A 24,945-nucleotide genomic window follows, 5' to 3' on the forward strand; every position below is an offset into this window, starting at 1 on the left:
CGGTCCCTCTTGGGCGCCGAAGTAAACTACTCCGGCAGGGATTCACGGTCGCCGTCCAATACCTCTGTGAGAGGTGGTGCGGGTTCCGCAGTAATGTCCGGGTCATTCTCCTGTCTGTTCGCTGCGGCGGGCTGTTTGGGGAGGAAACCAAAGTCATTTAGACTGACCTTCAGCTTCTTTTCCAATTTACCGTCCTTCATGCGAACATCTACCAGCCGCTGTGAGCCGGCAAGCCAGATCATACTGCCTTTTTTGACCTTGAATTGCATGAGCCGGGTGACATCTGCATCCCAGGCCCATACCTGATAGAACTGCGTCCAGTTTTTGGTGCGTTCCATCAGATCAAAGCATACATAGCTTTGTTTGGACTGGCTTTCTTTGGGTACAAGGTCGTTCATGACGCGCCCGAACACAAAAATCTGTGCCATAACACTCCTTTCTGCCATTGGCATTATTATCTATATAAAAAAGTGCCAGCAGTTTTTCGGCCCTTAAAGGGCGCAAAAAATCACTGACACTTGCATACAAACTTAACAGCGTGTGCAATGCAGGCTTTTGGCCTACGGTACAGATCAAAAAGATCTGTATTCCCAAATGGGATACGCACAAAAATCAATTACAAGTTCAGTATAGCACTGTATCTTGTGCCTGTCAAGATGTAAAACGCTATATATAGATTTATAGCCAGCGACAAGTACGATATGTAGTAGTTGAAAAGGTCTTACTCTGTAAGATGGTTCATAATACGGTAGTAGTCGTCCAATAGGTAGAACTGCGTTTTTGTTGGAGATGCAGTTTGGTAGTCAAAGATCAGACCATATAGGCTGCCGGTGCCATCCACTCCCAGGGAACCAAACCAGCAGGACATCGTATGGCCGTTGAAATACCATAGCTGCAGGTCGTTATATTCCGATTCAGTAACGAGTCCTTTGCGTGCCAGCCGAAGGGCGTCATCTTCATTGATCAGAGGATGAGACAGAAAATCGCGGTAAAGAATATCGGACATACCAAGCGCCTGCTGGTAGGTAAGCGGGTTGGGATTGTCCAGCCACCAGCGGGTCAGCGCTTCAAAGTCATGGATGACTGGGCGGGGCGTAAGGCTGCGGAATTGTTTTAAAAAAGCGATTACTGTTTTCGGAGCAGCTGGAGCCGGTACAGGTATTTCCTGCACACAGTCATTGAGAAAGGCAAACGCGATTTTTTCACCGGTTTTGTCCTCCAGCATCAGTCCGAAGCGTGACAAAGGAGCGAGCAGGAAATGCTCTAGCGCAAAGTTTTCTTCCAGAAAGCGATAGACTTTATATTGTTCGATGGTGTGGGGCTTATACATAGGAAACCCTCCTTTCCTTGATCTACCCAATAAATAGGGACAGAAGGAATGTATTCTGCAAAATATAAGGAAATCAGGCGTTTGTCATTGTGATTTGCAAAATGCCCTTTAAGAAAGCGAGGTGGCTCAAAACCACCTCGCATTTTTAGGATTCAGAGGACGGATCGGGATGCTCCTCCGGCTCGCTGATTGCTTCATAGCCCAAAAAGCTGTTCGTTGAAAGTGCTGCGTCCAGATAGTCATTTCCAACGACAGGCCGTGACCCTTTCTGAAAGTAAAATCGGTAGGGCTCGCCTATTTTAAGCAGGGCCGATTTACTGAGAAGCAGTGTGATCTCTATGCCATGGCTGTCTATCAGATGTACTTTGCGGTAGCGGCGGAGCATAGGTGTACTGATACCGGCGCAGATGCCTTCCACCACCTCGTAGTTCTTATGTGTGGCAGTCGCCCAGATCCCTCGACAGGATATAAGACAGGCGCAGAGTACGATAATCCCCAATGACAGCAGGATATGATCTTTTGTCGCCACGCAGATGATGGCGCTGATTCCCGCACTGGCGATTCCGGCCAGCAGGGTAAGCAGAAACTTTCGTTGCAATACGGTGGGAAAAAGAATCCATTGTTCCATCATGCTCAGACCCTCTCAAAGATAATCTGCTGCCGCAGATACAGATTGGCAACGGCTAATGTCACCGGTTTGCTGCTCTGGCTGACTTTGACCATGCTGGCAATGTTGTCACTGGTGGTTGTTTCATCTCCGTAGAGGGAATCCAAAAGCGCACATTCATTGGGGAGGCGGGAAATATTTTTATCTATGCACTTGATGATCTCTGCAGTGGAGAGCAGGGCTTGTCCGGCAAGGCGCATGACCAGAGCTTCGTATTTGGTGCGTTTATCTTTCTGGAACAGTTTCCGCGTAGCGGATACCGGAACATGTGCCAGCAGCGTCAGCTTGACAAAAGAGGCGAGCCGGAGGAAGAACGGTCCGCTGGTTGGGATAATGCTGAGCGAACCAAGCAGGTCATACAAAGCATCGTATTCTGTTTCACCACTGCCGGATACCAGAAGACCGCGGGTAAGCAGTCGGTTTGTACAGTCTTCCCAAGAACGCTCGGTACAGTAACCGGATGCGGTGGCTAGCTTTTCGTATTCTTGTGCGATGTCATCCCAGCGCAGGATTCTCCAGTTGAGCATGCTCCAAATCACCATTTCCTGCATATCGGCCATGTACTCCTGACCGCCTAACAGGATGATTGGACAACTGCGGTTGCAGCCGTTTGTCCTTCGTTCAAACCGGCCGACCGCAGTGTATAGGGTTTTGATTGCCATATTTCGATACCTCCTTCTTATACATATCCCTTACTGTTGCTGATGCTGATTTTCAACAGATCAAAGCAGGCAGGTTAAAAAGTCAGGGTCATTGCGAAGTTTTTCCAGGGAGCGGGAGATCCAGGCGCCCACATGGGAAGGAGGGACTTGATAGAGGGCGGCGATGTCTGTAATGCGCATTCCCTGAACCTTCAGCGCCAGTGCTTCGATGCCAAGTCTGGCAACGCCCTGATAGTTCTGTTTGCTGGCTTCCAGCAGATCAAGGGTCTCCAGACGAGAAAGGTGGGAGTCAAAATGGTCATCCGGCTGGTCTACCTGCTCTCCATCTGCGGCCAGCTCGCCCTGTTCTCCGATGATCAGTCGACTGATGTGCCGCCCCTGACTACAGATTTTTCGGCAGTAGGAGAGGAGTCCATTTTTCACAACCTTTTTGGCGTAGGTTGAAAACTGCGCCTGTCCGGCATTGTAGGTAAAAGCGGCCTTGCAGAGCCACAGGCATCCTTCCTGAAACAGATCTCCATACTCCAGACCACAGATGCCGGGATTTACATGGATGTTGTTGACAATGACCCAGTGAACGATGGATAGGTTTTTTTCTACCAGTGTCTGCTGGTCTTTGGTAAGCTTAAAGTTTTGCTTCATCAGGCTTCACCTCCGTTCAGGCAGCACGCCCGGATGTGTACGCCGGAGCCTGCTGACAGAGGGAAATGACTTGCTCGCACATATATTCGGAAAACTGGCCGATGTGGGTCTGGTGTGCATCCAGCCCCAGTTTGGCTTGCAGCCAGATATAGACCTCCCATTTTTCCATATGGCAGTCCTGCTGCAGTTTTTTTAGGGCACGATGGGCCAGAATGCGTTTGTGGCGCAGATCGCCATTCGCCAGTGTCCCCATGGGGAGCAATGTGCGCTCATGAGCACTGACATAGGCATTGCAGGCCGGCCATCTGTCGCAGACATACAGAAATTTTCCTCTGGTCTGTGGAGTAGATCCATACACAAGGCTTGCAGGCCGAAGAGAAGCGTGAGCATGACAATAAGGACATTTGATTTGCTTTTGTTTCAATAAAATCACCTCCATTACGCGCCGATGACGGCGGCATTGCGTCTTAACAGGCAGAATCATCCGAAGTAGGTATCCCGGTCTGGGCATAGCTGTAAAAACGGACATACATGGTCCGAAGAGGTATGCCATTCCAGAAACTTGGTATAAGCAGTCCGGAACGAGCGGCACTCCAGAATTGCAGAGCATTCTTCGGGGTCCACTGCTTCTCCACTCAGCTTCCGCACTGTCTGGACGGACAGAAAGATCGGCTGACAGCTTGCGTCTGCTGCCATCAGGAACCCCTCACAGGATGCCTGCCGGATCATTGGACAAAGTGAACCGCTGCAGCGGATGAACAGGGCGTTGCGCCAGTTACCCCGGACTGCTTGCAGAAAGGAATAGAACTGACACGGTTTTTGATTCATGCTTTCACCTCCGTTATTCGTTATCTGCAAATAAAAAAGGGGGCCAGCTGCAGAAGTTCTGCAAACTGGCCCCTGATTTGGTGCTTAGGAGAACAGACTTTCAATCTCCTCAGTGATGCGGGGGATGACCGTATCGTTGAAGATGAGGGTCAGAGCCGCCAGGAGCAGCGCACCCAAAACTACGGCGATAATGATCTTGACGGCGTCCGAAATGTAAAAATCGCCGCGCTGATTGGACAATGCCATACGGCCGCGGTTGAGCAGATAGTTGGCTTTGGTATAGATACGGGTCGTGAATTTTCTCATGGGTAACCTCCTGTTATATGTTTGATTGATGGTTGAGTGGATGGGTATATCAAGTCCACCGCCTGTTAAGCGCGGCGGATAGGCTTGATCAGGTTGTTTTTGTTGGAACGGGGCCGGTTCGGATATGCTTTAGGTCGCTGGAACAGCAAGCAGCGGAAGCGGCGCTTTTTGGTGCCGGTATCATTCGGCGGATAAAATTTCTTTTTGGGCATAGGCATTCTCCTGTAAAAAATGGAGCCGGGCTGATGAAGCAGCTCGGCTCAGTTCAGATGAAAAGAAATGATGTGCCTGCCGCTATGGAAAATCGCTTGGGTACAAATGCTCACCTCCCTATGTATCTGTCTTCCATATGAGGAGCAGGTATGAAAACGCCCGGAAGTACCATGGCAGATACCAATTAGCCAAAGAACGCCCCGAGCGAACTCATAACCTCGGTACAGAGCACCACCAGGTAGATGATCATAATGCAAATCAGCATCATCATAGAGTAACGCTGGATCTTTTTGGGACGTTTGGCAGCTTCCTTTTTCAGATTGTTCTGCTCGATCTGACGCATATCGAAGGTAATCATTTTGAAGTACATCCGCTGGTCATCGCCGCGCAGGACACCAATCAGACCACGGATCACATCGGACAGCATGGGGCTGCCAATGCGGGTTTCAAATCGAATGAGGGCATTTTCATAATTGCCGGTCTTCATATCAGCAATGGTCTGATCCAGTTCAGCGCCGAAGTCTTTCCCAGCCACACGGCGGTAGGAAGTCAGAATTTTAAGTACATCCCTGTCATTTTCAAGGCTCTGGCCAACAGTCAAAGCAAACCGGGGAATCTCGCCCTCAATCAGTTTGCGGCGCTTTTTAACAAAATCAAAGGCGGCATAGTAGGTTGAAAACCACAGTGCCACCGCAAGGCCAATCAAAATAGGTACCAGCAGCGGAATAAGAAATGCCATGGGGATGGCACACAGGCCGACTGCCCCTGCAGTTACCCAGGCTCTGGCCGTATAGACCTCTGGGGTAAGCTGCAGACCTGCAATGTCCAGAGCACGTTGTACCTTATTGCGCTTGAGCCGGTCCAGCCGTAAATAAGGGGCGATCCAACCGGCGATTTTTGTCACATAGACATCAAGCAGCTTTTCGTTTTTGGTGCCCTGCTGTTTGCGGGAGAGCATCATCATTTGTGAGGTCTTCTTGGTCGGGATGTCCACAAAGGCGCAGGTCAGGTTGTAAACGGCAAAACCGAAGAAGATGATGGCGATGAGCGCCAGAAAGGTCATACGCTGTCACCTCCATATTCGATGGGCTTGCTCAGTTTCATGATCTGGGTCAGCGCAAACAGGATGATGGCTGCGCAGATCGCCAGTGCAATTTTGCCCGGTGTGGTGAAGATAAGGGTGTGGAACCAATCCTCATTCAAGAAATAGAGCAGCGGCACATTGGCGATAACCAGAAATATCATAGTGATGGCTTCACGTCGCGGCCCTTGCATCATTGCCTCCAGTTCCGACTGCACCACACGCACATCGGAGAATTTCTGGTTGATGGTAGGAAGGGTATTCTTCATACTGCGGTCGGACTGACACTGGATGAGGGTGCCGCACCATTCATGGAAGACCCGGTTGGGAATCTTCATCTTCAGGCTGTTGATAGCGCTGGTAATATTGGCGTTGATCAATTCCGCTTCATAAACGAAGGCTTCAAAGTTGGCTTTTACCGGCTCATTGATATAGGGCAGGTTTTCCTTGACAGAACGGATCAGATCCTCGGTGCGTAGGTAAGAAGTCGTGATGATGGAAATAGCGGTTTCCAGTTCTTCGTTCAGGTGCTTTTTATAGCTGGCGGCAGTGCTGCGCAGATACCAGATCGGTATAAGAGAAAAACCGATACCCAGAATGGGCACCATGTACACATTCCCAATCAAAAGGGCAAGTACAGCCCCCACAGCGAACAGGATCAGGGACAGCCGTTTTATTGCCTCATAGCGATCCGCCCGTCCGGTGCCCTTCAAAATCTGTTTCAGTTCGTAATCCTGATTAAAAAAGCCCTTGGCTGGCGTACCCAGAAGAACATTCAGTTCATCCGACAAGGTGGCGGATTTTCGCTGGGAGCGGAAGAGGGCGTCAATAAAATCACCCGGCTTCACACCAAACAGAGCCAAAAGCCCAGCACTGAGCAGGATAAAACAGATAAGATAGATCCATTGCAATTAACCCACCTCCTTTGGCGGCCCCATGAATTCGTCCAATTCCTTGTTGGAAATGCCATTGTCCAACAGCCTTTTTTTTAAGGAATCGGAGATCAAGCCGATTTTTTTATGGTGCCCCACCACACGGGTTTCACCACGGTCATCAGTTACATTGTCCTCCACTTCATATTTGTATAGGGAATGGGCGATCAACCGCCCGTCCTGGTAGTCCTCGCCCTCGATGATTTCCATGATCTTACGGGAACGGTCCTCCAACTGCTTGGTAAAGACGATGATGGGATAGGCCTCTACCATGATTTGCATGAGGATGGAGTCATCCATGTTATACTTGCGTTTGGCAAGGGTCATCATCCTGCGGTAAGTACTGTTGCAGGAGTTGGAGTGGATGGTGGTACATACAGTATGGCCAGTACGGGAACTTTCGGCTGCGGACAGGCTTTCTGCCGCTGACCGCATTTCACCTACACCGATGACATCCGGATGCTTACGCAGCACCCGCTCCAGAAGAAAATCCTGATTGATGTTCAACGCAGGGTTCTCGCTGGGGCGGGTCAGCAGATGTACTACGGAATTAAGGATATTGCCCTGCGCATCCCGCTTGACCAGATCAAATTCGCGGCTGCCTTCTTCAATGGTGATCAGGCGCCGGTTATTGGGTACATTGGACAGCAGCCAGGCCATGATCGTGGTCTTGCCGGAGCCGGTAGAGCCTGCAATACAGACGGACACCCCATAGCGGATACATGCAGTCAGAAAGTGAAGCATTTCAGCGGTGGCACTGCCGGAGTTCAGCAGTTTTTCTTCACTGACGGTCTGCTGGTTGACAATACGGATGGAGGCATTGACGCCTACATCTGCATCCACAATGGGAGTTTTGTCCACCGAAATGCGGATGTTCTTGTCCAGAAATCCCACAATGCTGGGCATGGTGTCATCAATGACCATGCCGCAGGCGTTGAGCATCCTGCGGATCACATCGATGGCGTGCTGGGGCGAACTGAATTTATCAGGGATCTTGATGCTGCGCCCACTGGATTCGATTACTTCAATGTCGTTGTAGGCGTTGATGTTGACCTCCTCAACACCGGGCTTATAGATCCATTTCTTCAAAAAGGAGTAGCCGGCCATATCCTCATAGAGTTTGGAACACAGTTCTTTTGTAGAGAGCCCGTCAAGGGCATACTTTCGCTTGACAATGTAGTGTTCCATCAGTTCTTTGAGCAGGCTTGTGGCACGCTCTGCATTGCCTTCCCCGGCTTCGGCAATGGTGGAAGCATGGTTTTCGGCAAAATACCGCTGCACATCCTCCAGTACCTGGTCATAGGTCAGCTCCTGATTGGCGGCCGGTGTGAAGAATATATCATTCAAATTACTCATCGGCATCCTCCTCACATTCATATGCTGCATCATCTTCTGACTGCTCGGCCAGTTCCATTTGCTCCAGGATTTCCAGTACCTTGTTCAGTGAAGCAGTGTATTTGGGGTTGCAGTAGGTGATAGCCTTGAACATACCGCCTTCGGTAGCACAGCGGTCGATCTCCTTACTGTATGGAAGCAGGCCGTCAAACCCGCCGATGATATAGCCCATTTCATCCAAGGCGTGGAAGGGACGGGCCAGACCGGCGAATGTCATATGCTCAGAAAACCGGAAGCGCTCATCCACAAGCAGAGGCTGATGAGCTTTCAGGTAGTTGATGCCCTTTAGGTCCGGGGTGAGGATGCGGATGACCACATCGCCGGCTTCAATGGCAGCGGGAGTGAACACATTGGTCATGCTGGTGCTGCAATCCAGGATGACGAAATCTACCAGCTTGGCAGCAGCATGAATGAGCTGCAGTACCATGGCATATTTGACCTCCGGGTAGCTCAGCGGGTTTTCTCCTGCCGCATATCCCATCATCCCGATGAAGGGATAGTTTTTCAGCACTGTCACATGACTGGCGACCAGAGATGTATCAATCTCCACACTGCTCAAAACCTGACCGATAGAGGTATTGGTCTGGATGATCTGCTCCGGCAGCCAGACCGGCAGCATAGGGACATTCATATCGGCATTGATAATGATGGCTTTCCGTTTGTCCCGGGTCAGGGCTTTTGCCAGAATACAGCAGAACATGGATTTGCCGCTGCCGGGGCTTCCCCAGACGGTGATAACTTTACCCATAACGAAGATCCTCCTTCCTTGATTTGATTATTCTGCCGAGGGTGCAGTTTCATTAGTGGATTGTGCAGACTCTGCAGTTTCCGTTTTCTGGGGTTCACTTTCAGCGTCAGAATTTTCCGCATCTGCAGCTTCTTCCTCAATCAAAGTTTCGGGGAAGTAGATTTCCTGCAGAGTCTTATCCTGCTCGGCAAGCAGCTCATCTGCCAGTTTGTCATTGTTGCGGGAGATAAGAGCCACATGAGCTACGCCGTCATTTTCAAGACCGGTAATGATCTTCGCCTGTTCAGGGCTTGCCAGCACAGTGATGGTGGCCGACTGCTGCTTTTCTTCATCCTCCGTGGGCTCCTTGGCATTATCCACATTGATGCCGTCTGAGTCGGTGACGGACAATACTTTGACAAAACGCAGTTCCGGTACTTCGGCCGCTGTATCAAGAAAATGGTAAATACGGATGATGTCACCGGGCTGGAGCTTGTCAGAGAGGCCGGAAGCAAGTGTTTTAACGGTCAGCGAGATAGCAACCTTACCGGAAGGGATGCTGTTGAGTGCCACATCGGACGAAACCGGTACAGAGCTGATCTTGCTGGTAAGGATATAGTCACCCACAGCCAAGTCGGCGGTAGCGTAAAGACCATTTACATCGGAGAGCTGATGGGCGATGTTGGAGGGGAGGTTATAGCCGCCTACTTCAACCACCTCGGCATTTTCTGACGAGATTTGCTCGCCTTTCAATACCGGCTGGGTGATACGGACAATTTCCTCTTTTCCATTGGTCTGACGGGCGATGGTTGGAAGTGCCACAAAGGCGATAACTGCCGCCAACAGCAGAGAGAGGATACCGAAGATGAATCGGTTATTCAGTTTCATAAGCGTTGTCTCCTATCTTAAAAATAGTTGGGCCAGGGTCGCTGTACAGCAGCCACAGGCGAGAAATGGCAGGAACGGGATAGCAAGGGGCTGCCCAGTTCGATAAAGCCGCCTGAGAAGAAAGATCACAGGAATTGCGGTAACAGCGGCAGTCAGAAAGACCAGCGCCATGCCGGAAGGGCCATAGACCAGCCCTAATATCCCGCAGAACTTGATATCCCCGCCGCCCAGACCGGTGCCGTTTGTTGCCAGTGCAGCTGCCAATGGAATACAAAAGCCGAGCAGGGCGCCTACTAGGGCATGGGTAGCGACCGGCCAGAGAAAGAGCGGCGGGAGCCCATGATTTAACAGGAAACACCCCTGCAGGACCGGCGCCAGGGCAGCTAAGGGGATAAAAAAGACGAGTGCCTGGTCAGGCACCCGTCTGTAAAGCACATCGTAGACAGCAAAGCCGGCCACCACAAAAAATATGGTAAGCAGGTAAGTTGTCCAGAGGTTATTCTCGATTGGTATACCAGTCATCATAAAGGCTCCCTTGGATCGAAACATAGTCATTTAGGTTGATGGATAGCATGCCGTCAGGAGTCCAGGTATCCCACACCTGTGTATAGATGATGTAGTCGGTGGCATCTGGGAACCACAGTGGTGTGAAATGCACTGTCCGGTCATAGGTGGAAAACTCGTTGGGCTTGAAGATGAATTTTGCACTTTGGCCGCCGGAACGCTGCAGAAGCCGCAGATAGGTCTGATACTGGAACTCAGGAAATACGGAAAAAGCAGTTTGGGGATAAGTAATGTGGCTGGTCGGGGCATCTGTGGACAGCGTTGCCCGTACTTCGGTTTTAACGCCGTACCCGCTTTTCATCGTCTTGCCGGATGCTGTGGGTACAATATCGTCTGGCATTAGGGACATCTCGCCGCTGATGGAAGCGGAGTAGCCCGTATATTCGTATTCCCAATATCCTTCATCAACCCAGTGCCCGCCATCTTCACCGTGGTCGCACCATACCCATACAGGCACCCAGTAGCAGCTCCAGACGCCCCAGTTGGCAGTGAGCTTCTGCGTTTCATTGGGCAGGGGCGGCACAGAGTAGCCGGGATTGGTGTCGGTTGCCACAGGGTCAGGCGGAATGTGCTCATTCAAATCTACAATCTTTGCAACAAAGGTATCCTGAGCGGTATAGGCGCCGCTGACAGATACTGTAATGGTCACGGTCTGCGGGGTGGATGGGGTATGCCATTTGACCCAGACTACCTGACTGTCACCGGCTGGGATTACTATATCATTGACTCGGTAGGTGGTGCCGAGGATATGGAAGGTAACCGATGCTGGATTATCCGGCGTCAGATCCTGGTCCGTCCGCAGTGTGACGGCGGTGATTACATCCGTGTCCACCCGGTATTCTACATCAGGAGCCTCAATTTCTCCTTCCGGCGGAGCTTCATCAAACCAGACGATACCAACGCCGAGGGTGCTGATGATGTCGGAATTGTTCTGCTTTCCAGTGGTGCTGCCTGTCCAGGCGGAGATGCCAAGGTCACTGAATTCCAGGAACATGGACAGCGGCAGGTTTTTATGGGTAAGCGAGGTCATGGTTTTCCGCAGATTGCCGCCGGACATCTGATCATACAGGCCGGCTTCAGTAGCTGTCATACAGTAATACTGGCCGTTGTGTGTGAAATAGGCAATGGGTTCGATCAGCAGCTTGTACTCGCCGGCAATCATCCGCTCATAATCGACTCCGGCTGCCTGAGCGACCATCATGCACGCATATTCAGAACAGAAATACCGTTTGATGGCTTCAATGTTGCTCTGCCCCTTGCTGCTGACGATTGTGGGCATAGACTGCGCGGGCTTAATGCAGGAATAGGCAACGCCGGACTGGAGGGAGAGACCGGTGCCGCTCAGGTATTGCAGTTTGTTGACCTTCCCAAAATGGAGAAGACTGGTCTTCTGCGTCCGGTTTGAAAAGTCCAGAGGAGAAGATACGGCAGTTCCGCTGGATGCGTCAACAACCGTAATGCGGACGCCATCATTACCCGGAGTCCAGAAGTTGCTGCTTGTGCCCTGACCCATGCCGCCACCTCCGCCATCTATGTTTCCATTTCCGCCCGTTGCAAAGGCAGAGGAGGGGAATAGACAGAAAACAAGGGTAAAGCAGCATAGGAAGGCGAGAAGTCGTTTCAAATACATCACGCTCCAATCCTTTTGAAAATAGGAAGGCCGCCACAATCCTGTGACGGCCAAGTAGTGCCATATTCAATTGTAGTAAATCAGCCCATATTGCCGACCTGTTTGTTCAGATCCCCATCGCTGTCACCGTTGGACTGCTGTACATCTCCGGGAACAACCCAGCCAAACACCGGATCGTATACAGCTCCATTTCCGTTGCTGGAGCCGGGAGCCGGTTCATTGCTGGGCGGTGTTTGCTCGGCGGGCGGGGCAGTAACCTCCGGAACTGACGGGGCGGGATTGACGGTATGCTCCTGACCAGGATCTTTGATTTCGGTCTTACCTTCCGGCACCGGAGGAGGCGTTTCTTCAGGCTTTTCAGTATCGGTAAAGTCGATCACAACCTCATCCTCCGTTTGGGAGGTTACTTTGGGATATTCTTCTTTGGCATCTGTGGACTGGCCGGGAGTATAAGCATCTGCTCCATTATCACCATCTGCGTGTGTGCCACCATCTGACCAATCGCCGGTGACGCTGCTGGGTGGGGATTCATCCGGCCTAAAATCTCTGGTACGGTCGCGGCTCACGAACCAGCAGACACCCAGAATAGTGACGCAGAGGAGAGCCAGCGAGGAAACAATAAAGCCTTTGGATTGGAAAAATTTCTTCATATTTTGCATACACTCCTTTTTTGCTGTTATATAAAGCCTATACGGTAGAATGTGCCGGGCTTTCAACAGTATTGTTAGAATTTTGTGTTGTGGTAGCCTGTCAGCTCCACCCGTTGGGTGATAGCCGGATAACTGTGGCCGAACATCCGCACATAGAACTCCACGTCACAGTAAAAGATGTACTCAACCCGTCCATCCTCAACATTGAAATCCAGGCTGATGTCGGAAACCTTGTAATCCTCCGTTGAAAGCGGAATCTTGGAGTCCAGGCCACCTGCCACTGTAGCCTCCAGCATGTCGGTATAGTCACTGCTGGAGTAAAGGGTATTTAGGTACTCTTCAAAGTTGGTCTCACGCTGGGAGCGGTAGGTGTCTGCATAAATCGTGCCGCTAAGATTATTTAACTCCATTTTAGCGCCGTTGCGGATGTTGATGCAGGTGATCCGGATGGAAGCATACAGGAGCAGGAAGGAAATCAGCATCACGATGCCTACCACAAAAAAGCAGGCGAAAAAGGTGATCTCGCCCCGTTCGTTTCGCAGCGGCTGTTTCAACCGCAGGAATATGCGTTTCATAGGTCACCTCACTTCCAGTAGTGCTCACTGACGCCGCTGCCACGGGCAACCACTGTGATGTTTACCAGGTCAAAATTCCAGAACCCGCCCAGTTTGGCATCTCCCTCGATAGTAATGAAGAAGGGGGTGCCCAACTGGATGGCATTTGTCATACCGGATGGCCTGGATGATGTGTAAGTAGCGTCAATGGAGTAGGAGATATTTTCGGCTCCTTCGATCTGAGAACTCAAAAATTCAAACAGTTCATCAGTCTCGCCGTTGACGCCGCCGGAAAGCTGGATCTGTTTGACCATCTGATCGGCGGCATGGTCAAGTTCCTGCTTTGTGGAAATAATGCTGAACAGGTCAATAATGAAGGCCAGCAGCAGGACAGCGATGAAGATAAAGACCACCGTACTGAAATAGTTGGCCTCGCCCCGCTCGTTGTTCAGCATTTTCCGGGCTTTTTGAAAGAGAATAGAAACCACCACCTTTACTGAAATTGAAAACAGCCGCTCCAAACCGGAGCGGCTGCTATGCAAAGTTTTGACTGTACCAAGTATAACAGATATGGATTTACGGCGAAAGGGCAGGAGTGTGCCAATGTAGAGACAATTTTGTGCCAACCATGTTTCTTTGAAACATTACAGCAGTGATTCCACCAGCTGATGGATGTCGGTAAATGGATTGACAGCAATTCCAAACGGTTTGCTGCTGTCATTTTGAAGATGGTATTGCTCTACACGTTTGGCGTTCTGAATCGCAATGGCTGTATGCTCTGCTAACTGGTTATATACATCGCCAGCTTTCTCGTAATCAGGGAGATAAGTGGTCAATGCGTTTTTCACTGCGGGGTAGTCTTTGAAAAATTTGGTGGTGTACTGGAAATGCAACAGATACCAAAATTCAAAGCAGGGATTGGAGAGTGCAATCTGAATCCCCTTCGCATCTGCCATTTTCCTTGCCTTGGAGAGCAGACTGTCCTTTGCAGTGATGGGGTCAGGGTTGTTGTAGTTCACATCTCCATCTGCAACTACCCATACAGAGTCTCCCTCTGATACGGAAATCTGATTTTTGTTCTGATATTCCACGGCTTTCCGGATCAGGCTGAGATAATCTGTTTCACCTCCGCTGGTGCGGCTGCCGACCACACGAATATCAATGTTTGTCTGACGGTTGCGGTAGTGTTCAAAATACTTAGGCTCAGTTTGAGAACCCTCCGTTACAATCAGAATGACAGGCTTTATTTTTCTGCGTCGCTGTCCACGCTTTTCAATTTTTCCACGTGCCATTTTACAGCCCTCCCTTGATAAAGGGGATCGCACCATAACGACCAATCAGATAGCCCTTCTCCACCTTGGCATCCTTGCGGATGGAAAAATCGTAAAGGGAGAACAGATCGGTAGCCGCTGTTTGCTCGTCTTTTTCGGTAAACCAAATCTGATCTCTCCTCAGTACATCCAGGTCAAGAAGATTGGTGTTGTGTGATGTGAAAATCAACTGGGCTCCATTTGGATTGAACTCCACGCTGTTAAAAAGTGAGACCAGATGCTTTGTCAGAAGAGGATGCAGATGAGCGTCCATCTCGTCAGCGACAAGAAGGGTTCCTTCATCCAGCACCTTTTTTACAACACCGATCAGTTTGAAATAACTGTTGGTGCCATCAGATTCCTCTGCCATGTTCAGCGCGTAGGAAGAAGTATTTCCCTCTGTATCCTGTACCGTGTGAATGGCCTCAATATTGGTAAAGATATCATTGCGCTGAGAAGGAGCGGGTTCTGCATCACGCATCTGAAGGGACTGTATGCCAAAATCTGCAACACGCAGCATAGAGGCGATCACATGCCGGTAGTCATCATCTTTGAGTTGTTCTGCTTCAAGGCCGTAGGCGTCTGCAACAGAATTTTTCGTGATGATCTGGCAGGAAGCAAACCATTCCAGAACCGGAATCACTTTGGAATAGCTCCAGTTTGATGCGACAGACAGATAGAGCTTGTTGGCCGAAGTGCGATCCTTGAGAGTGTTTTGTTCATCGACATCAACGGTAAAGCGAAAATCTTTTGTGTCTTTTCGCTCAAAAATGAGTGCCTGCCTGCCATTGGGATAGTAATACAGATATTCTTCAATAACAGCCTTGTCTGTTACAGAAAAGCCATACGCATATCGGATGCCATTTGTGGTGAAGATGACCTCAAAGCTGCTGGGGCGAGAGGGTGTTTCCCGGTCAAACTTGAACGGCGAACGCTCAATGGTTTTGTGGAGCTGCTGGTTATGCGAAGTCAGCACATAATTTACCATGAACCAAAACGCATTCAATACATTGGACTTTCCGGAAGCATTGGCGCCGTAAATCACGGCAGACTTCAAATGCTTTTTGCTTCCGTCCACAATCAGGTGCTCTGGATGTTCGTTATCCTTACTGGCAAGCAGGGATAACACGACATTATCTTTGATAGAGAGAAAGTTCTCTACACTAAATTGAATCAGCATAAAACAACCTCCTAAATCCTTGTTATAATATATTATATCCGCATTTTTGTGAAAAATCAACGCAAACGAAAAATAAAAATCTATATAGAGGGTTTAAGAGGATAGTCGTGTGGAGAGGATATGCGGTGGGAGTTTCGGTAATGATAAAAAGCAAGCCTGGGAAACAGTTCGCCGCTGCTTCCCAGGCACTTTGCTTACAGGTTCTGACGGATGATCCGGGTGATAATACCTACAGCCACACCCCGCTCCATATCCAGACGGGTGACGGCAAAAGATACATCGTCCTTTTTGCCGGGCATCCGGTAGTCATAGCAGGAGTGGGCTACCGCATTGACGCCGTTGGAGAGGCGTACATAGACAACGCCCTTGTGGACATCTGTGACACGGCCGGCATACTTGCCCTGGATACGGCACTTCTGCAGGTTGTCCCTGTCGGTGTTCTCGGAAATACTCTTGATGTCAGCCTTGATGCCCAGGTCCTCCAGACTGTTGCGCTGCACGCTGAGAATCCGGACCAGCACCTCATCGCCTACGGAAAAACGCTCATGGGCGTCACCGATCCAGTCCCAGGCAAGGTCACGGGCAAGGATGGAGGTTTCAACGCCGAAGACTTCCACGCGCACAACCTTTTCGGCCACAGCAATCACACGCGCCTGGACGATGCGGCCCTCATAGACACGGTACATACCGGCAGCATCCGTATCCAGATAGAAAATCTGGCGTTTGCGTAGCATGGCCTCCTTGCGGCTGGCAACTACGCTGCGGGTTTTGGAGTCGATACCACGCACGATGAAGTCAATGTCAGCGCCGAGCATGTTGCCAAGAATCTTATTTTGGCGCAGCATAAGGTCGGCGTATTCCTGACCGGAAGGGCTGCGGCCCAGATTGATCATCATTTCCTTGATAGGGATAATGACACGGAACCCCTTGTAATCCACAACTGCCACCGTCTTGCGGTTGTCCAGCTGTTCAATGCCGCCCAGCTTGCCGGTGATGATCTTGCGGGTGCGGTAGGCATTATGGATTTCATGCCAGATTACATCATCACGGTCTTCGGCAGTCTCGACATCATCCCGGCTGCGGATGGTAAGAACGGAGGCCTCGCCGCGCTGGGGGCGGGGCTGACGCCGGGGAGGAGAAGTGGGTGCAGGAGCGGCAGCTTCCTCCAAGGCAGAAGCATCAGGCTCCACAGCGGCTTCCTCCGCATCAGGGATAGTATCGGCTGTAGCTACCGGATCGGCAGCCTCGGCAGGGACTTCCTCTGTGACAATTTCTTCAGGAGCAGCAGCTTCTTTCTTCTTTCGGCTGGTACGCTTGGGCTTGGGAGGTGCAGGGGGTTCCTGCACAGCGTCGGCATTATCTTCGTAAACATCAGGCGGCTGCACATCAGAGTCTTCCGGCATATCAGTGGGAGCAGCGCTTTGATCGTCTGTTTCAGCAGGCGTATCCCCGAACATTTCCTCCTCGGTGAGTTCAGGAAGGGGATCTTCAGCCATATCTTCGGCAGAGGTGTCCTCCAGGGGCTGATCCATTTGCCCCAGCAGTTCGTTCAAATCCAGACCATCGCCAGCGTCAGCAGGAAGGGATTCAGGTTGAGCGGTATCGGCCGGCAGAGTTTCATCTTCCGACATAACGGTTTCGGTAACAGGAGTGTCCTGTTCCAGAAGTTCTTTTTTCTTGGTTGCCATAGATTAAAACCTCCTATGAATTTGATAGTTTTGTTTAAGACAGGATGGAATCCTTGTCTGTGGTGATAATGCCTTCCGGCGTACCGGCAGATTTAGGGGTCGGAGTCTCTTTGGGTGATTTATCCGTGGGGGATGCCGGCTTGGTGGCTTTGCGCTTTGCCGGTTTCTTTGCTGCAGGAGCCGGTTTCGGCGTGGGTTGCGGTGTTTTGGCGGCTTCTTCTTCCAAGCGGCGCCATTCCGGCACATGGGCAGATGCTTTGCAGGAACGCAGGTACTTGGCTTCCGGGTGTTTGGAGTAATCCATTTTGTCTACCTGCAGAACCTTCTTGCCACGGATGATGATGAGCGCCTGATCCAGCGGGAGCCGCAGGACTTCATCAGGAGTAAGTACAGGGCGTTTTCCAACACCGGAGGTCTCACGAAACTCTGGTGTATAGTTGGAGATACGCCAGGTGCCCAGCTGTTTGGATTTACTGGATACTGCTACAGAGGCAAGCCCTGTCCTGGCAGAAATAAATTCGGCAGTAAGCTGGTCTGTACAGCCTAAAAACAACTGCGCGTCACAGTTTCCAATGATTTCCTGCCACAAATTCTGCGGGTATCTGTTCTGCAATCCTGCGAGATTTTGGAACACACAGGACATGGAGATATTCCGGGATCGTATTACGCTGAGCCGGCGGGAGAGGTCTGGGATTGTGCCGCACGCTGTCAGTTCTTCCCCAAGGATATGGACAGGCACAGGCAGTTTGCCGCCCTCGCAGTTGTGGTCTGCATATCGCACCAATTTGATGAAGCAGAAAGATAGAAACAGCGAGGCCAGAAAATCAAAGGTGCTGTCCTGGTCGCTGGTAACGAGGAAGTAGGCACAGGGCTGCTGACCCGGAAGTTCCAGATCGATCTCATTCTTAGCGGTAATTTTTTTAATCAGCTCAGACTGGAATACCTGCAGGCGGCTGCCCAGACCGATAATCACGCCGCTTCGCACTGTGTCGCTGGCCTGCTTGAACAGGCTGTAGGGTGCTTTGGCAGGGTGCGTGGAAGGAAGCGCCTCGAACAATGTGTCAAGTTGGGATTCTCCATTGAGAGTCAGCAGCCGGTAGACTTCGCCAATGTTGCGGTTTTCTTCCGCATAGCCTTGATCCACATACAGTACCAAGGCCTTGAGCAGATTCATCTCGCAGGCATCCCAGAAATGGTCGCTCTTGCCGTTGTTCGTGGTGTTCTTGATGATGACATCTACAAAAAGCTGGGCCATTAGTTCCTGTCCCTCAACTTCGGCAAGGCAGCACCAGGAATCTGAGTTTTCAGGCGAAACGAGGTTGAATACCTTGACACAATAGCCCCGGCTGCGGAGAAATTCGCTTGACTTCTCGTACAATTCCGATTTGGGATCGCAGATGATCAGCGATTCTCCGGCGCTATTTTCGCCTCGGACAGTGGCCTGAAGGATACGGTTCATACAAAACGAACGGGTTTTCATGGAACCACTGGCACCGTAGACGGCCAGATTGCCGTTGATTCTGGTATCTTCCGGTATGCAGACTGCTTTGCCATCCAGCATACCCAGTACAACACCCTTGTGTTTTCGCAGATCAGGCACCAGATCCAGTACGCCGGACATCTCTTTGCGGGACATCCAGCCGGAGGTGCCATAAGTGCCTTTGGCGGAGTAGGAGAAATTACGGTCTTCATCATACTCGCCGGCATCACCATATCCCATGCGCATGACCATGATGAGCAGCACTGCTAACAAGCCAATGCAGATCAAGATGCCATACACGCCATAAGGCGGTCGGAGCACAGAGGAAAGGCAGAGAAGGAAGTCGGGCGAAGCGGCCAGCGGTGAAGTACCATCGCCGGGAATGCCGCCGCCCTGTTTCCAGGTTGCATAGTTGCCCAAAAGCTGCGCCAGAAAGCCGCCTGCGTATAGGATCGCAAGAATGGCAAAGGGCGCTGCAATCAGGCTCACGATCAGTTTTTTCTTGTTTATGGGAACAACCTCCCCTCGAATTTTGTGAAATCAATGGTCTGGAAGCGCACCCGGGAACCGCAGTAGCTGCGAAGTACCTCTGCCTGGAAGTCAAAGCAGATCAGTATGCCCGGGCGCTCGGATAGTTCGAGAGAGGTGTTAAAGCGTGCGATACGGGGCAGATCACAGAAATAGCCAAACAGGACTGGTGAGCCGTCCGGTGAAATTCCGTCATGCTCAATAGCCAGTCCGGGCTGCCTCGCAGTAAGACCTTGGAGCAGAATGCGATCCAGCTCCGCAGTTTTCCCAGGGTCGCACAGCAGTGCAAGTATCACCTCCCCCTGATGGTCGTTGGTAAGATAAAGAAAATGCTCATAGCTGCCATCCAGCATGAAGAAATCATGTTTGCGTCCTCCGGTGCTGGTCAAGATCTGGTAAGCCAGATCCATGCTGTTGCCCAGAATCAGTCCATGAACATCCTCATGGCGAAATTGTTGGGACAGGCGCTGTTGGCAGATTACGCTCCAGATCAATGCCTTGACCCGCATTTCCGATTTGTAGCGCCACTTCATCAGGGCGCTGCTGCTGTTGTAGGTCACGAAGATGCCGGAGGGCGCAAGGAGTATTCCAGTGGAGCGGGAACTGCGGATCTTCGTGGTGTCGATCCCCATTTCTTTCACTTCTCTCGAACTGAAAAAAGCAGGATAGACAATCCTGCCGCCAGCGTAACCCTCCGGCGCAAAAATTGCCGGTTTTTCATCCCGATACACACATACCCCCGCATTATCCATGGTCACATAGGTTTCTGCCAGGCGGTGTAGCCGGAGTCTTCGGTCAATTTCGCATTTCAAACGGTTGGTGTCGGTATCTCCTGTCAGATAGCTGGCAAACCTGTCCGGCCGGCTTTCCAGCAGAGTGGCTTTGGCTCGCGGCCCCAAACGGTAGCCGCGCAGTTTATCCCGGTAATAGGTACGCAGCAGCCCGTCTTTTTTCAGTGCAGTGACAACAGACTCCAGATAATACGGACTGCCGGGAAGTCTGTTAAGCTGGTCTGTGGGGAACTCGCCGGAGATGGCAGTCAGAGAGAGAAGCCTGTACGCCATCGTGTCTGGCTGTGGGAATTTCCCAAGTGATCACCTCCTTGTGGTGTGTGGCTTTTACCGAGACTGCAAGGAACTTCGGTAAAAATCCGTGGTGTAACGACAGAAAAAAGCCCCGAAATCCGGGGCGAAATACGGTGTTGCGGTAGGTCGGACAAGCAATGGCTGAAAATGCTCAAAAATCCGAGATGGATTTTAGGGTGTTTTCATGCTCAGCAAGCCAGGCGGGAAACCGCTTTTTTTCCATGACACTGATTCTGGTACAATCCTTTTCGCCCAGCGCAGCGGTGTTGTAGGCATCGCAGAGCAGGCCGGTATCGTCAGCCATGACGAAGGTGGAGAGGACATCCAGAAGCTGCTTTTCTTCCAGATTGTCGTAGTCACGGATACGCCGGGTGGGAAGGCACTGGTCATAAACCTGCGTAAAGCACACCACACAATCGCTGAAGCGGGGCATGGGATGCTCTTTGGCGTATTGCTCCAATGAGAAGTAGAACGGGTCGAGCAGAAACTCAGTGTTTTGCCTCTGCTTGCGTTTTGGGAGCAGACCAGGCAGGGTGACCTCCAGTACACCGTCCTCATAGACAACCTCAATTCCGTGTACAATACCGGCGGATGTCAGGTAATCGCCTTTGCGGATGGTGGTGCTGGAATATATCAAATGCCGCAGCCTGCAGGCAATTTTCTCTGCCCGCAGGGCGGCGTCAGTGGATAAGACTTCATAGTTGTCCGGATAGCGCTGAATATCCGTGGTATCCATCGCGTAAAGAGCATTGCTCAAACGGGATATATCATCAAGAATGCTTCCGATTCGGTGTGAGATGATTTTTCGTTCCAATCAAGTTCCTCCTGTTTTCTTAAAGTAATGCACCTGGCCCGCTGCATCCACGGTGCAGAAACCGGAAATGCCAGGGCAGTCAATGCGGCGAATGTCTTCCGGATTATCGACCAAAATGATGCGGCGTCCACCGCTGCGGTCATCCCGAAGCGCATGGTTGATTAGGGCCTCCTGGCCGGAAGCTGCGTAGACGATTTCATATAGTTCACCGTTTGCAAAGAAGATAAGCTTGACCGGAAAATCACCGGGAGCATGGTATTCCACCTGCCCGATAAAATCCAAGAGTACCCAGACAGCCCGTATCAGGGAGTTGTCTGATTTTGCTGCCCAACCAGACGGAAAGTAACCGCCTGTATCAGTTTGAAAAATACGGCCCTGCTTTTGCAGATGGGAGAGCAGGGTCTTGATGATTTCTTCTTTGCCAGGGTGAAAGCAAAGAAGCTGCTGCATATTGAGACCGGGATACATCGTGACGATCCGCAGCAGAGCCGCAGCTTCATTTCCATAGATTTCAGCCCTGGTCTTCATGGGTATCACCTCCAATGGCGTAATATAGGCGTATTCAAGACGCATTAAATAGGAAGGAAAGCCAGTCAGTGTAAGCTAAAAAGATGATCTGGCTGGCAAAACTGGCTTTTAGGCGTAATACAGACGCAAAGCAGACGCATAGCGGCGTCTGGCAGGAAAGTTGCACATGGGAATCACCTCGCTTTTCAAATTGTTATATCTGCTGTTCGGCAGATGTGGATTGTTCACGGCGTTTTCGCTCTACGATTTCACGCAGCTCGCGGCGGTCGGTAGTGATCAGATCCTTTTCCAGAGGGCTGGCTTTGAACTCCACCATAATATTGTTGTTATTGGTAGAAATCAGACCGTGACCTCTTTCAAAGTGAGTAATCTCCATTGTTTCAGCATCGGACAGGTGCAGGGCTTCCTGTACCCGCTGGGCTTCGTCGTCCTCCAGATTCAGAATGATCTTGGTCTTGGAGTTGTTGATGATGCCCTTACCAAATCTGCCGCCGTCAAGGTCAAAGAAATCGGCAAGATCCTGGCTTGCAAAAATCGAGGCGCCGCCGTAACCGCGTATGGTTTTGGCAATTTCCAAAAGAAAATCACCGGCCAATCTTACACCAGCAGCACCGGCACCGGATAGAAGCTGCCAACACTCATCGATGAAGATGGCTTTTTCTTCTGTACGGTCGGCTTTGGCTCTGTCCCAAACAAAGTCCAGCGCCACAAACATACCTACGGTGAGCAGGTCTCCGGTGAGGGAGGAAATATCCAAAACAGTGTACTTGTTGTCGAGCCGAACATTGGTCTGCTTATTGAAGGTGCTGGCGCTTCCGTTTACCAGACGATTTAGGATGTGGGCCATGCGCATCGTTTCCTTGGAGGTTTTCAAAATTTCGTACAGGTCACCAAGCACCGGCATCTCACGGTACTGGCCGGGCTTTGCAGGGTCTTCCAAAGAGGCATTATCATGAGTGATGCCTTTTGTGTTATAGGTACGAACAAGGGCTTCGTCCAAAAGCTGTCGTTCCTCGTGAGACATATCGGGGATCAGCAGACTGAAAAATATGTGGAGCTGTTGGATCTTTGCTGCAAGTTCAGATAACTGGATGCCTGGACCGTCCAGAAGTTCGTTCACCGAGCGGTCTACCCGCCGAATCTCCATGACATTGATGCAGTGGGGACTGGCCGGTGAAATCTGGATAAAGGAGCCGCCCACATTGGAGCAGGCGCGATGAAATTCATGGCCTTTTAGGGGCGCAACAATGAAAATGGGGATATTTTTCCGCCTCATTCGCAGCGCCATCAACTGCATGGTAAAGGTTTTGCCGGCTCCGCTCGTGCCAAGGATCGACATATTGGCGTTCTTATAGACCGCAGAATTGAAGATGTCCACGATAATAAGGGAACTGTTGTACTTGTTAACACCCAGCAGGATACCGTTATCATCACACATCTCATAGGATGTAAAGGGATAACAGCTTGCCGCACCGCCTGTCAACAGGTTGCGCTTACCCCGCTCATACAGTTTCTTTTCCATTGCCACCAATGGCAGGGCAGATAAAAACGCCTGTTCCTCCCGAAAATGGCAGGTGCAGGCGTTCATGTCCTGTGAGAGTAGGAGCTTTTTCATTTCGCTGACCTTCCATTCCAAGTCTTCCTCGTTGGAGGCAGTAATGGTAATCAGCAGATTCAAGTAGTAGAAGTCCTCGTTGTTGGCAAGGCCCTCTTTGAGAAAGTACCCGCTTCGGATAGCGCCATCAATGTCATCAAAGTCGGTGTTGGTGTCGCTGGCGTCCTTGATTTTGGAACGGTTGATACGCAGCTGCTGTCCGACTTTCTGGATGATGGTTTCTTTGGGCTGACGGGAGAGGAACATATCCATATCGATCCCATCACCGGCATTGACGATAAGACTGAGCCAGCCGGCTGGAACCTGCGTTTTGTAGCCATCAGAGGGCACCAGCAAATAAGCATAATACAGACCGTCAATGCAGATATGGTGACCATGCGTGAAGTCAATGCTTTTTGGCGCACAGAATTCGGTGGCAGGGATATGGTCAATCTCACTGTCGCGCCCTTTGGCAAGGTACTCAGCCACAACCTCCTGTGCCCGGATGGAGAGCGGCTTTACAGCACTTTCATTTCTGCAGAGCAGGTTATAGAGGACATCTACCGTAAACTCATCCCAGTTTTCCGGAACGATGACCTCGTTACCGCACTGACGGAGGTAGTTGGTAGCAGTATGGACTGCACTTTGCAGGGCATTGATTGCCTCGCCTTCTTCATCAGAGCGCTTGGTGTTGCTCCACGGCTCATATTCAAAAATCAGGAAGAAACGTCGGGTAATTGCCTCACGGGAACCGATCTGCTGAACGAACTGGAGGTAGTCTTCCTGCATGAGCAGACACTGTTCATTGGTCTCCTGTTCCATCTCCTTCCGAACGGTATCCAGATGGCGATTGATCTCTGCCCGACGTGTCAGTACCTTGATTTGCAGCTTGATGGGGCTGATTTTCAAGTAGGACACAAAGGAATAGATGATGTTCCGCTGTTCCTGGGCGCTGCGCAGCATAAAATTGATGGGTACTACCTCGACGACCTTGACATAGCGGTGGTCCTTCGTGTAGATGATGCCGTTTTCAATTTTGGAAATCGGCAGATAATCTGCTACCGGGTTAAGGCAGGCGGGCTTCGGCTCCTGAGTGCGGATAGGGCGTTTTACTTTGCGTTCCTTGGAGACCTTCTTTTTTTGCGTGGCGGCTTTCTTCTCCTTGGCAGACTTCTGCTTTTTCACAGGACGGAGTTTTTGGCGGATCTCGTAGCTGCGAACTTCATCAAACTCTGCTGGGAAATCCTCTCTGCCGGAGCGCCGTGACCGCCTGGGAGTCTTATCGGGTTTGTGTGCCTTCTTTTTAATATGCTTGCCGCCATGCTCTGCCGCAGGAACCGCATCTTCTGCGCTGTTACCGCCTACAATGCGGCGGTTTCGCAGGTACTTTAAGAAAATCAGCAGAAAAGAGGAAAGGCTCTCACCGGAAATTCCGATAAGCGCCACCAATGCTGCCGGCAGTGCGGTCAGGCACAAAGCGATGATACGGGCAGTCAGGCCAAGAGGGAGCAATGAAAAAACCGGCACACCAATGGCAAATGCCAGGATGCCGGCTTCAATCACATTGCGGGCTTTGAACATACCACCGAAGAAGGTGCCTGACTCGATGAAATTCGGTGGTATTATGTAGGTATCTCGGTCGATTTTATGATTCATGATTAACCTCGTT

27 protein-coding genes are annotated in these 24,945 nt (G+C 50.9%); all 27 read right to left on the reverse strand.

Annotated features, from left to right (window positions below; translation table 11 throughout):
- Nucleotides 1-26: 26 nt before the first annotated feature.
- The 27 genes from GKG34_RS07715 to GKG34_RS07840 all read right to left on the reverse strand — a co-directional run bounded on the left by GKG34_RS07715 (nucleotide 27) and on the right by GKG34_RS07840 (nucleotide 24,932).
- On the reverse strand, nucleotides 27-428 hold the full coding sequence (locus GKG34_RS07715; RefSeq protein ID WP_050624186.1) for a single-stranded DNA-binding protein: 402 nt from the start codon (nucleotides 426-428) through the stop codon (nucleotides 27-29).
- Nucleotides 429-721: 293 nt separating this feature from the next.
- The gene (locus GKG34_RS07720; protein WP_117497648.1) at nucleotides 722-1,330 is read right to left on the reverse strand and encodes a hypothetical protein; all 609 of its coding nucleotides are present in this window, start codon (nucleotides 1,328-1,330) and stop codon (nucleotides 722-724) included.
- Between the two features lie 145 nt (nucleotides 1,331-1,475).
- Nucleotides 1,476-1,961 carry a hypothetical protein gene (locus GKG34_RS07725; RefSeq protein ID WP_347563440.1) on the reverse strand — a complete coding sequence of 162 codons (486 nt, stop codon included), beginning with the start codon at nucleotides 1,959-1,961 and terminating at the stop codon, nucleotides 1,476-1,478.
- A 2-nt stretch (nucleotides 1,962-1,963) separates the two neighbouring features.
- Nucleotides 1,964-2,659 carry a hypothetical protein gene (locus GKG34_RS07730; RefSeq protein ID WP_154255929.1) on the reverse strand — a complete coding sequence of 232 codons (696 nt, stop codon included), beginning with the start codon at nucleotides 2,657-2,659 and terminating at the stop codon, nucleotides 1,964-1,966.
- A gap of 60 nt (nucleotides 2,660-2,719) precedes the next feature.
- Complete coding sequence (locus tag GKG34_RS07735; protein WP_050624190.1) at nucleotides 2,720-3,301, reverse strand: sigma-70 family RNA polymerase sigma factor; 582 nt, start codon at nucleotides 3,299-3,301, stop codon at nucleotides 2,720-2,722.
- A gap of 16 nt (nucleotides 3,302-3,317) precedes the next feature.
- A complete protein-coding gene (locus GKG34_RS07740) occupies nucleotides 3,318-3,740 on the reverse strand; it encodes a zinc-finger-containing protein (protein ID WP_003499641.1) in 423 nt (140 codons plus the stop codon).
- Between the two features lie 41 nt (nucleotides 3,741-3,781).
- Nucleotides 3,782-4,129, reverse strand: a complete 348-nt coding sequence (locus GKG34_RS07745; RefSeq protein ID WP_080908595.1) for a hypothetical protein — start codon at nucleotides 4,127-4,129, stop codon at nucleotides 3,782-3,784.
- Nucleotides 4,130-4,213: 84 nt separating this feature from the next.
- A complete protein-coding gene (locus GKG34_RS07750; RefSeq protein WP_003499639.1) occupies nucleotides 4,214-4,435 on the reverse strand; it encodes a DUF6133 family protein in 222 nt (73 codons plus the stop codon).
- A 65-nt stretch (nucleotides 4,436-4,500) separates the two neighbouring features.
- A complete protein-coding gene (locus GKG34_RS15670; RefSeq protein ID WP_006873413.1) occupies nucleotides 4,501-4,647 on the reverse strand; it encodes a hypothetical protein in 147 nt (48 codons plus the stop codon).
- Between the two features lie 185 nt (nucleotides 4,648-4,832).
- Nucleotides 4,833-5,711 carry a hypothetical protein gene (locus tag GKG34_RS07755; RefSeq protein WP_050624192.1) on the reverse strand — a complete coding sequence of 293 codons (879 nt, stop codon included), beginning with the start codon at nucleotides 5,709-5,711 and terminating at the stop codon, nucleotides 4,833-4,835.
- The gene (locus tag GKG34_RS07760; RefSeq protein WP_006873411.1) at nucleotides 5,708-6,640 is read right to left on the reverse strand and encodes a hypothetical protein; all 933 of its coding nucleotides are present in this window, start codon (nucleotides 6,638-6,640) and stop codon (nucleotides 5,708-5,710) included. Before GKG34_RS07760 ends, GKG34_RS07755 begins: the two co-directional genes overlap by 4 nt.
- On the reverse strand, nucleotides 6,641-8,017 hold the full coding sequence (locus GKG34_RS07765) for a CpaF/VirB11 family protein (protein WP_154255930.1): 1,377 nt from the start codon (nucleotides 8,015-8,017) through the stop codon (nucleotides 6,641-6,643).
- Nucleotides 8,010-8,804, reverse strand: coding sequence for a hypothetical protein (locus tag GKG34_RS07770; protein WP_154255931.1), 795 nt, complete (start codon nucleotides 8,802-8,804; stop codon nucleotides 8,010-8,012). The genes GKG34_RS07765 and GKG34_RS07770 overlap by 8 nt, the downstream gene beginning before the upstream one ends.
- A 27-nt stretch (nucleotides 8,805-8,831) precedes the next feature.
- A complete protein-coding gene (locus tag GKG34_RS07775; RefSeq protein ID WP_154255932.1) occupies nucleotides 8,832-9,671 on the reverse strand; it encodes an RcpC/CpaB family pilus assembly protein in 840 nt (279 codons plus the stop codon).
- Between the two features lie 12 nt (nucleotides 9,672-9,683).
- Entirely contained in the window at nucleotides 9,684-10,196 is a 513-nt protein-coding gene (locus GKG34_RS07780; RefSeq protein WP_154255933.1) for a prepilin peptidase, read from the reverse strand.
- Nucleotides 10,168-11,865 (reverse strand): hypothetical protein, encoded by a 1,698-nt coding sequence (locus GKG34_RS07785; RefSeq protein WP_154255961.1) that lies wholly within the window; start codon nucleotides 11,863-11,865, stop codon nucleotides 10,168-10,170. The genes GKG34_RS07780 and GKG34_RS07785 overlap by 29 nt, the downstream gene beginning before the upstream one ends.
- 80 nt (nucleotides 11,866-11,945) lie before the next feature.
- Nucleotides 11,946-12,515 (reverse strand): DUF6550 family protein, encoded by a 570-nt coding sequence (locus GKG34_RS07790; RefSeq protein WP_154255934.1) that lies wholly within the window; start codon nucleotides 12,513-12,515, stop codon nucleotides 11,946-11,948.
- Between the two features lie 74 nt (nucleotides 12,516-12,589).
- A complete protein-coding gene (locus GKG34_RS07795; protein WP_154255935.1) occupies nucleotides 12,590-13,090 on the reverse strand; it encodes a hypothetical protein in 501 nt (166 codons plus the stop codon).
- An 8-nt stretch (nucleotides 13,091-13,098) separates the two neighbouring features.
- Nucleotides 13,099-13,524, reverse strand: coding sequence for a DUF4320 family protein (locus GKG34_RS07800; RefSeq protein WP_050624199.1), 426 nt, complete (start codon nucleotides 13,522-13,524; stop codon nucleotides 13,099-13,101).
- Nucleotides 13,525-13,713: 189 nt separating this feature from the next.
- Complete coding sequence (locus tag GKG34_RS07805; RefSeq protein WP_154255936.1) at nucleotides 13,714-14,361, reverse strand: RloB family protein; 648 nt, start codon at nucleotides 14,359-14,361, stop codon at nucleotides 13,714-13,716.
- Nucleotide 14,362: 1 nt separating this feature from the next.
- Complete coding sequence (locus tag GKG34_RS07810) at nucleotides 14,363-15,559, reverse strand: ATP-binding protein (protein ID WP_154255937.1); 1,197 nt, start codon at nucleotides 15,557-15,559, stop codon at nucleotides 14,363-14,365.
- A gap of 194 nt (nucleotides 15,560-15,753) precedes the next feature.
- Nucleotides 15,754-17,247 (reverse strand): S1 RNA-binding domain-containing protein, encoded by a 1,494-nt coding sequence (locus tag GKG34_RS07815; protein ID WP_154255938.1) that lies wholly within the window; start codon nucleotides 17,245-17,247, stop codon nucleotides 15,754-15,756.
- 34 nt (nucleotides 17,248-17,281) lie between these two features.
- A complete protein-coding gene (locus GKG34_RS07820) occupies nucleotides 17,282-19,216 on the reverse strand; it encodes a VirD4-like conjugal transfer protein, CD1115 family (protein WP_082203560.1) in 1,935 nt (644 codons plus the stop codon).
- A 17-nt stretch (nucleotides 19,217-19,233) separates the two neighbouring features.
- A complete protein-coding gene (locus tag GKG34_RS07825; RefSeq protein WP_050624203.1) occupies nucleotides 19,234-20,319 on the reverse strand; it encodes a hypothetical protein in 1,086 nt (361 codons plus the stop codon).
- 172 nt (nucleotides 20,320-20,491) lie between these two features.
- Nucleotides 20,492-21,154 (reverse strand): DUF6100 family protein, encoded by a 663-nt coding sequence (locus GKG34_RS07830; RefSeq protein WP_006873396.1) that lies wholly within the window; start codon nucleotides 21,152-21,154, stop codon nucleotides 20,492-20,494.
- On the reverse strand, nucleotides 21,155-21,682 hold the full coding sequence (locus GKG34_RS07835) for a DUF5697 family protein (protein WP_173015234.1): 528 nt from the start codon (nucleotides 21,680-21,682) through the stop codon (nucleotides 21,155-21,157).
- A 193-nt stretch (nucleotides 21,683-21,875) separates the two neighbouring features.
- Nucleotides 21,876-24,932, reverse strand: a complete 3,057-nt coding sequence (locus GKG34_RS07840) for an ATP-binding protein (RefSeq protein WP_154255939.1) — start codon at nucleotides 24,930-24,932, stop codon at nucleotides 21,876-21,878.
- Between the last annotated feature and the right edge of the window lie 13 nt (nucleotides 24,933-24,945).

Origin of the sequence: Faecalibacterium sp. BIOML-A4 (assembly GCF_009679665.1) — a bacterium.
Lineage (GTDB): Bacteria > Bacillota > Clostridia > Oscillospirales > Ruminococcaceae > Faecalibacterium > Faecalibacterium taiwanense.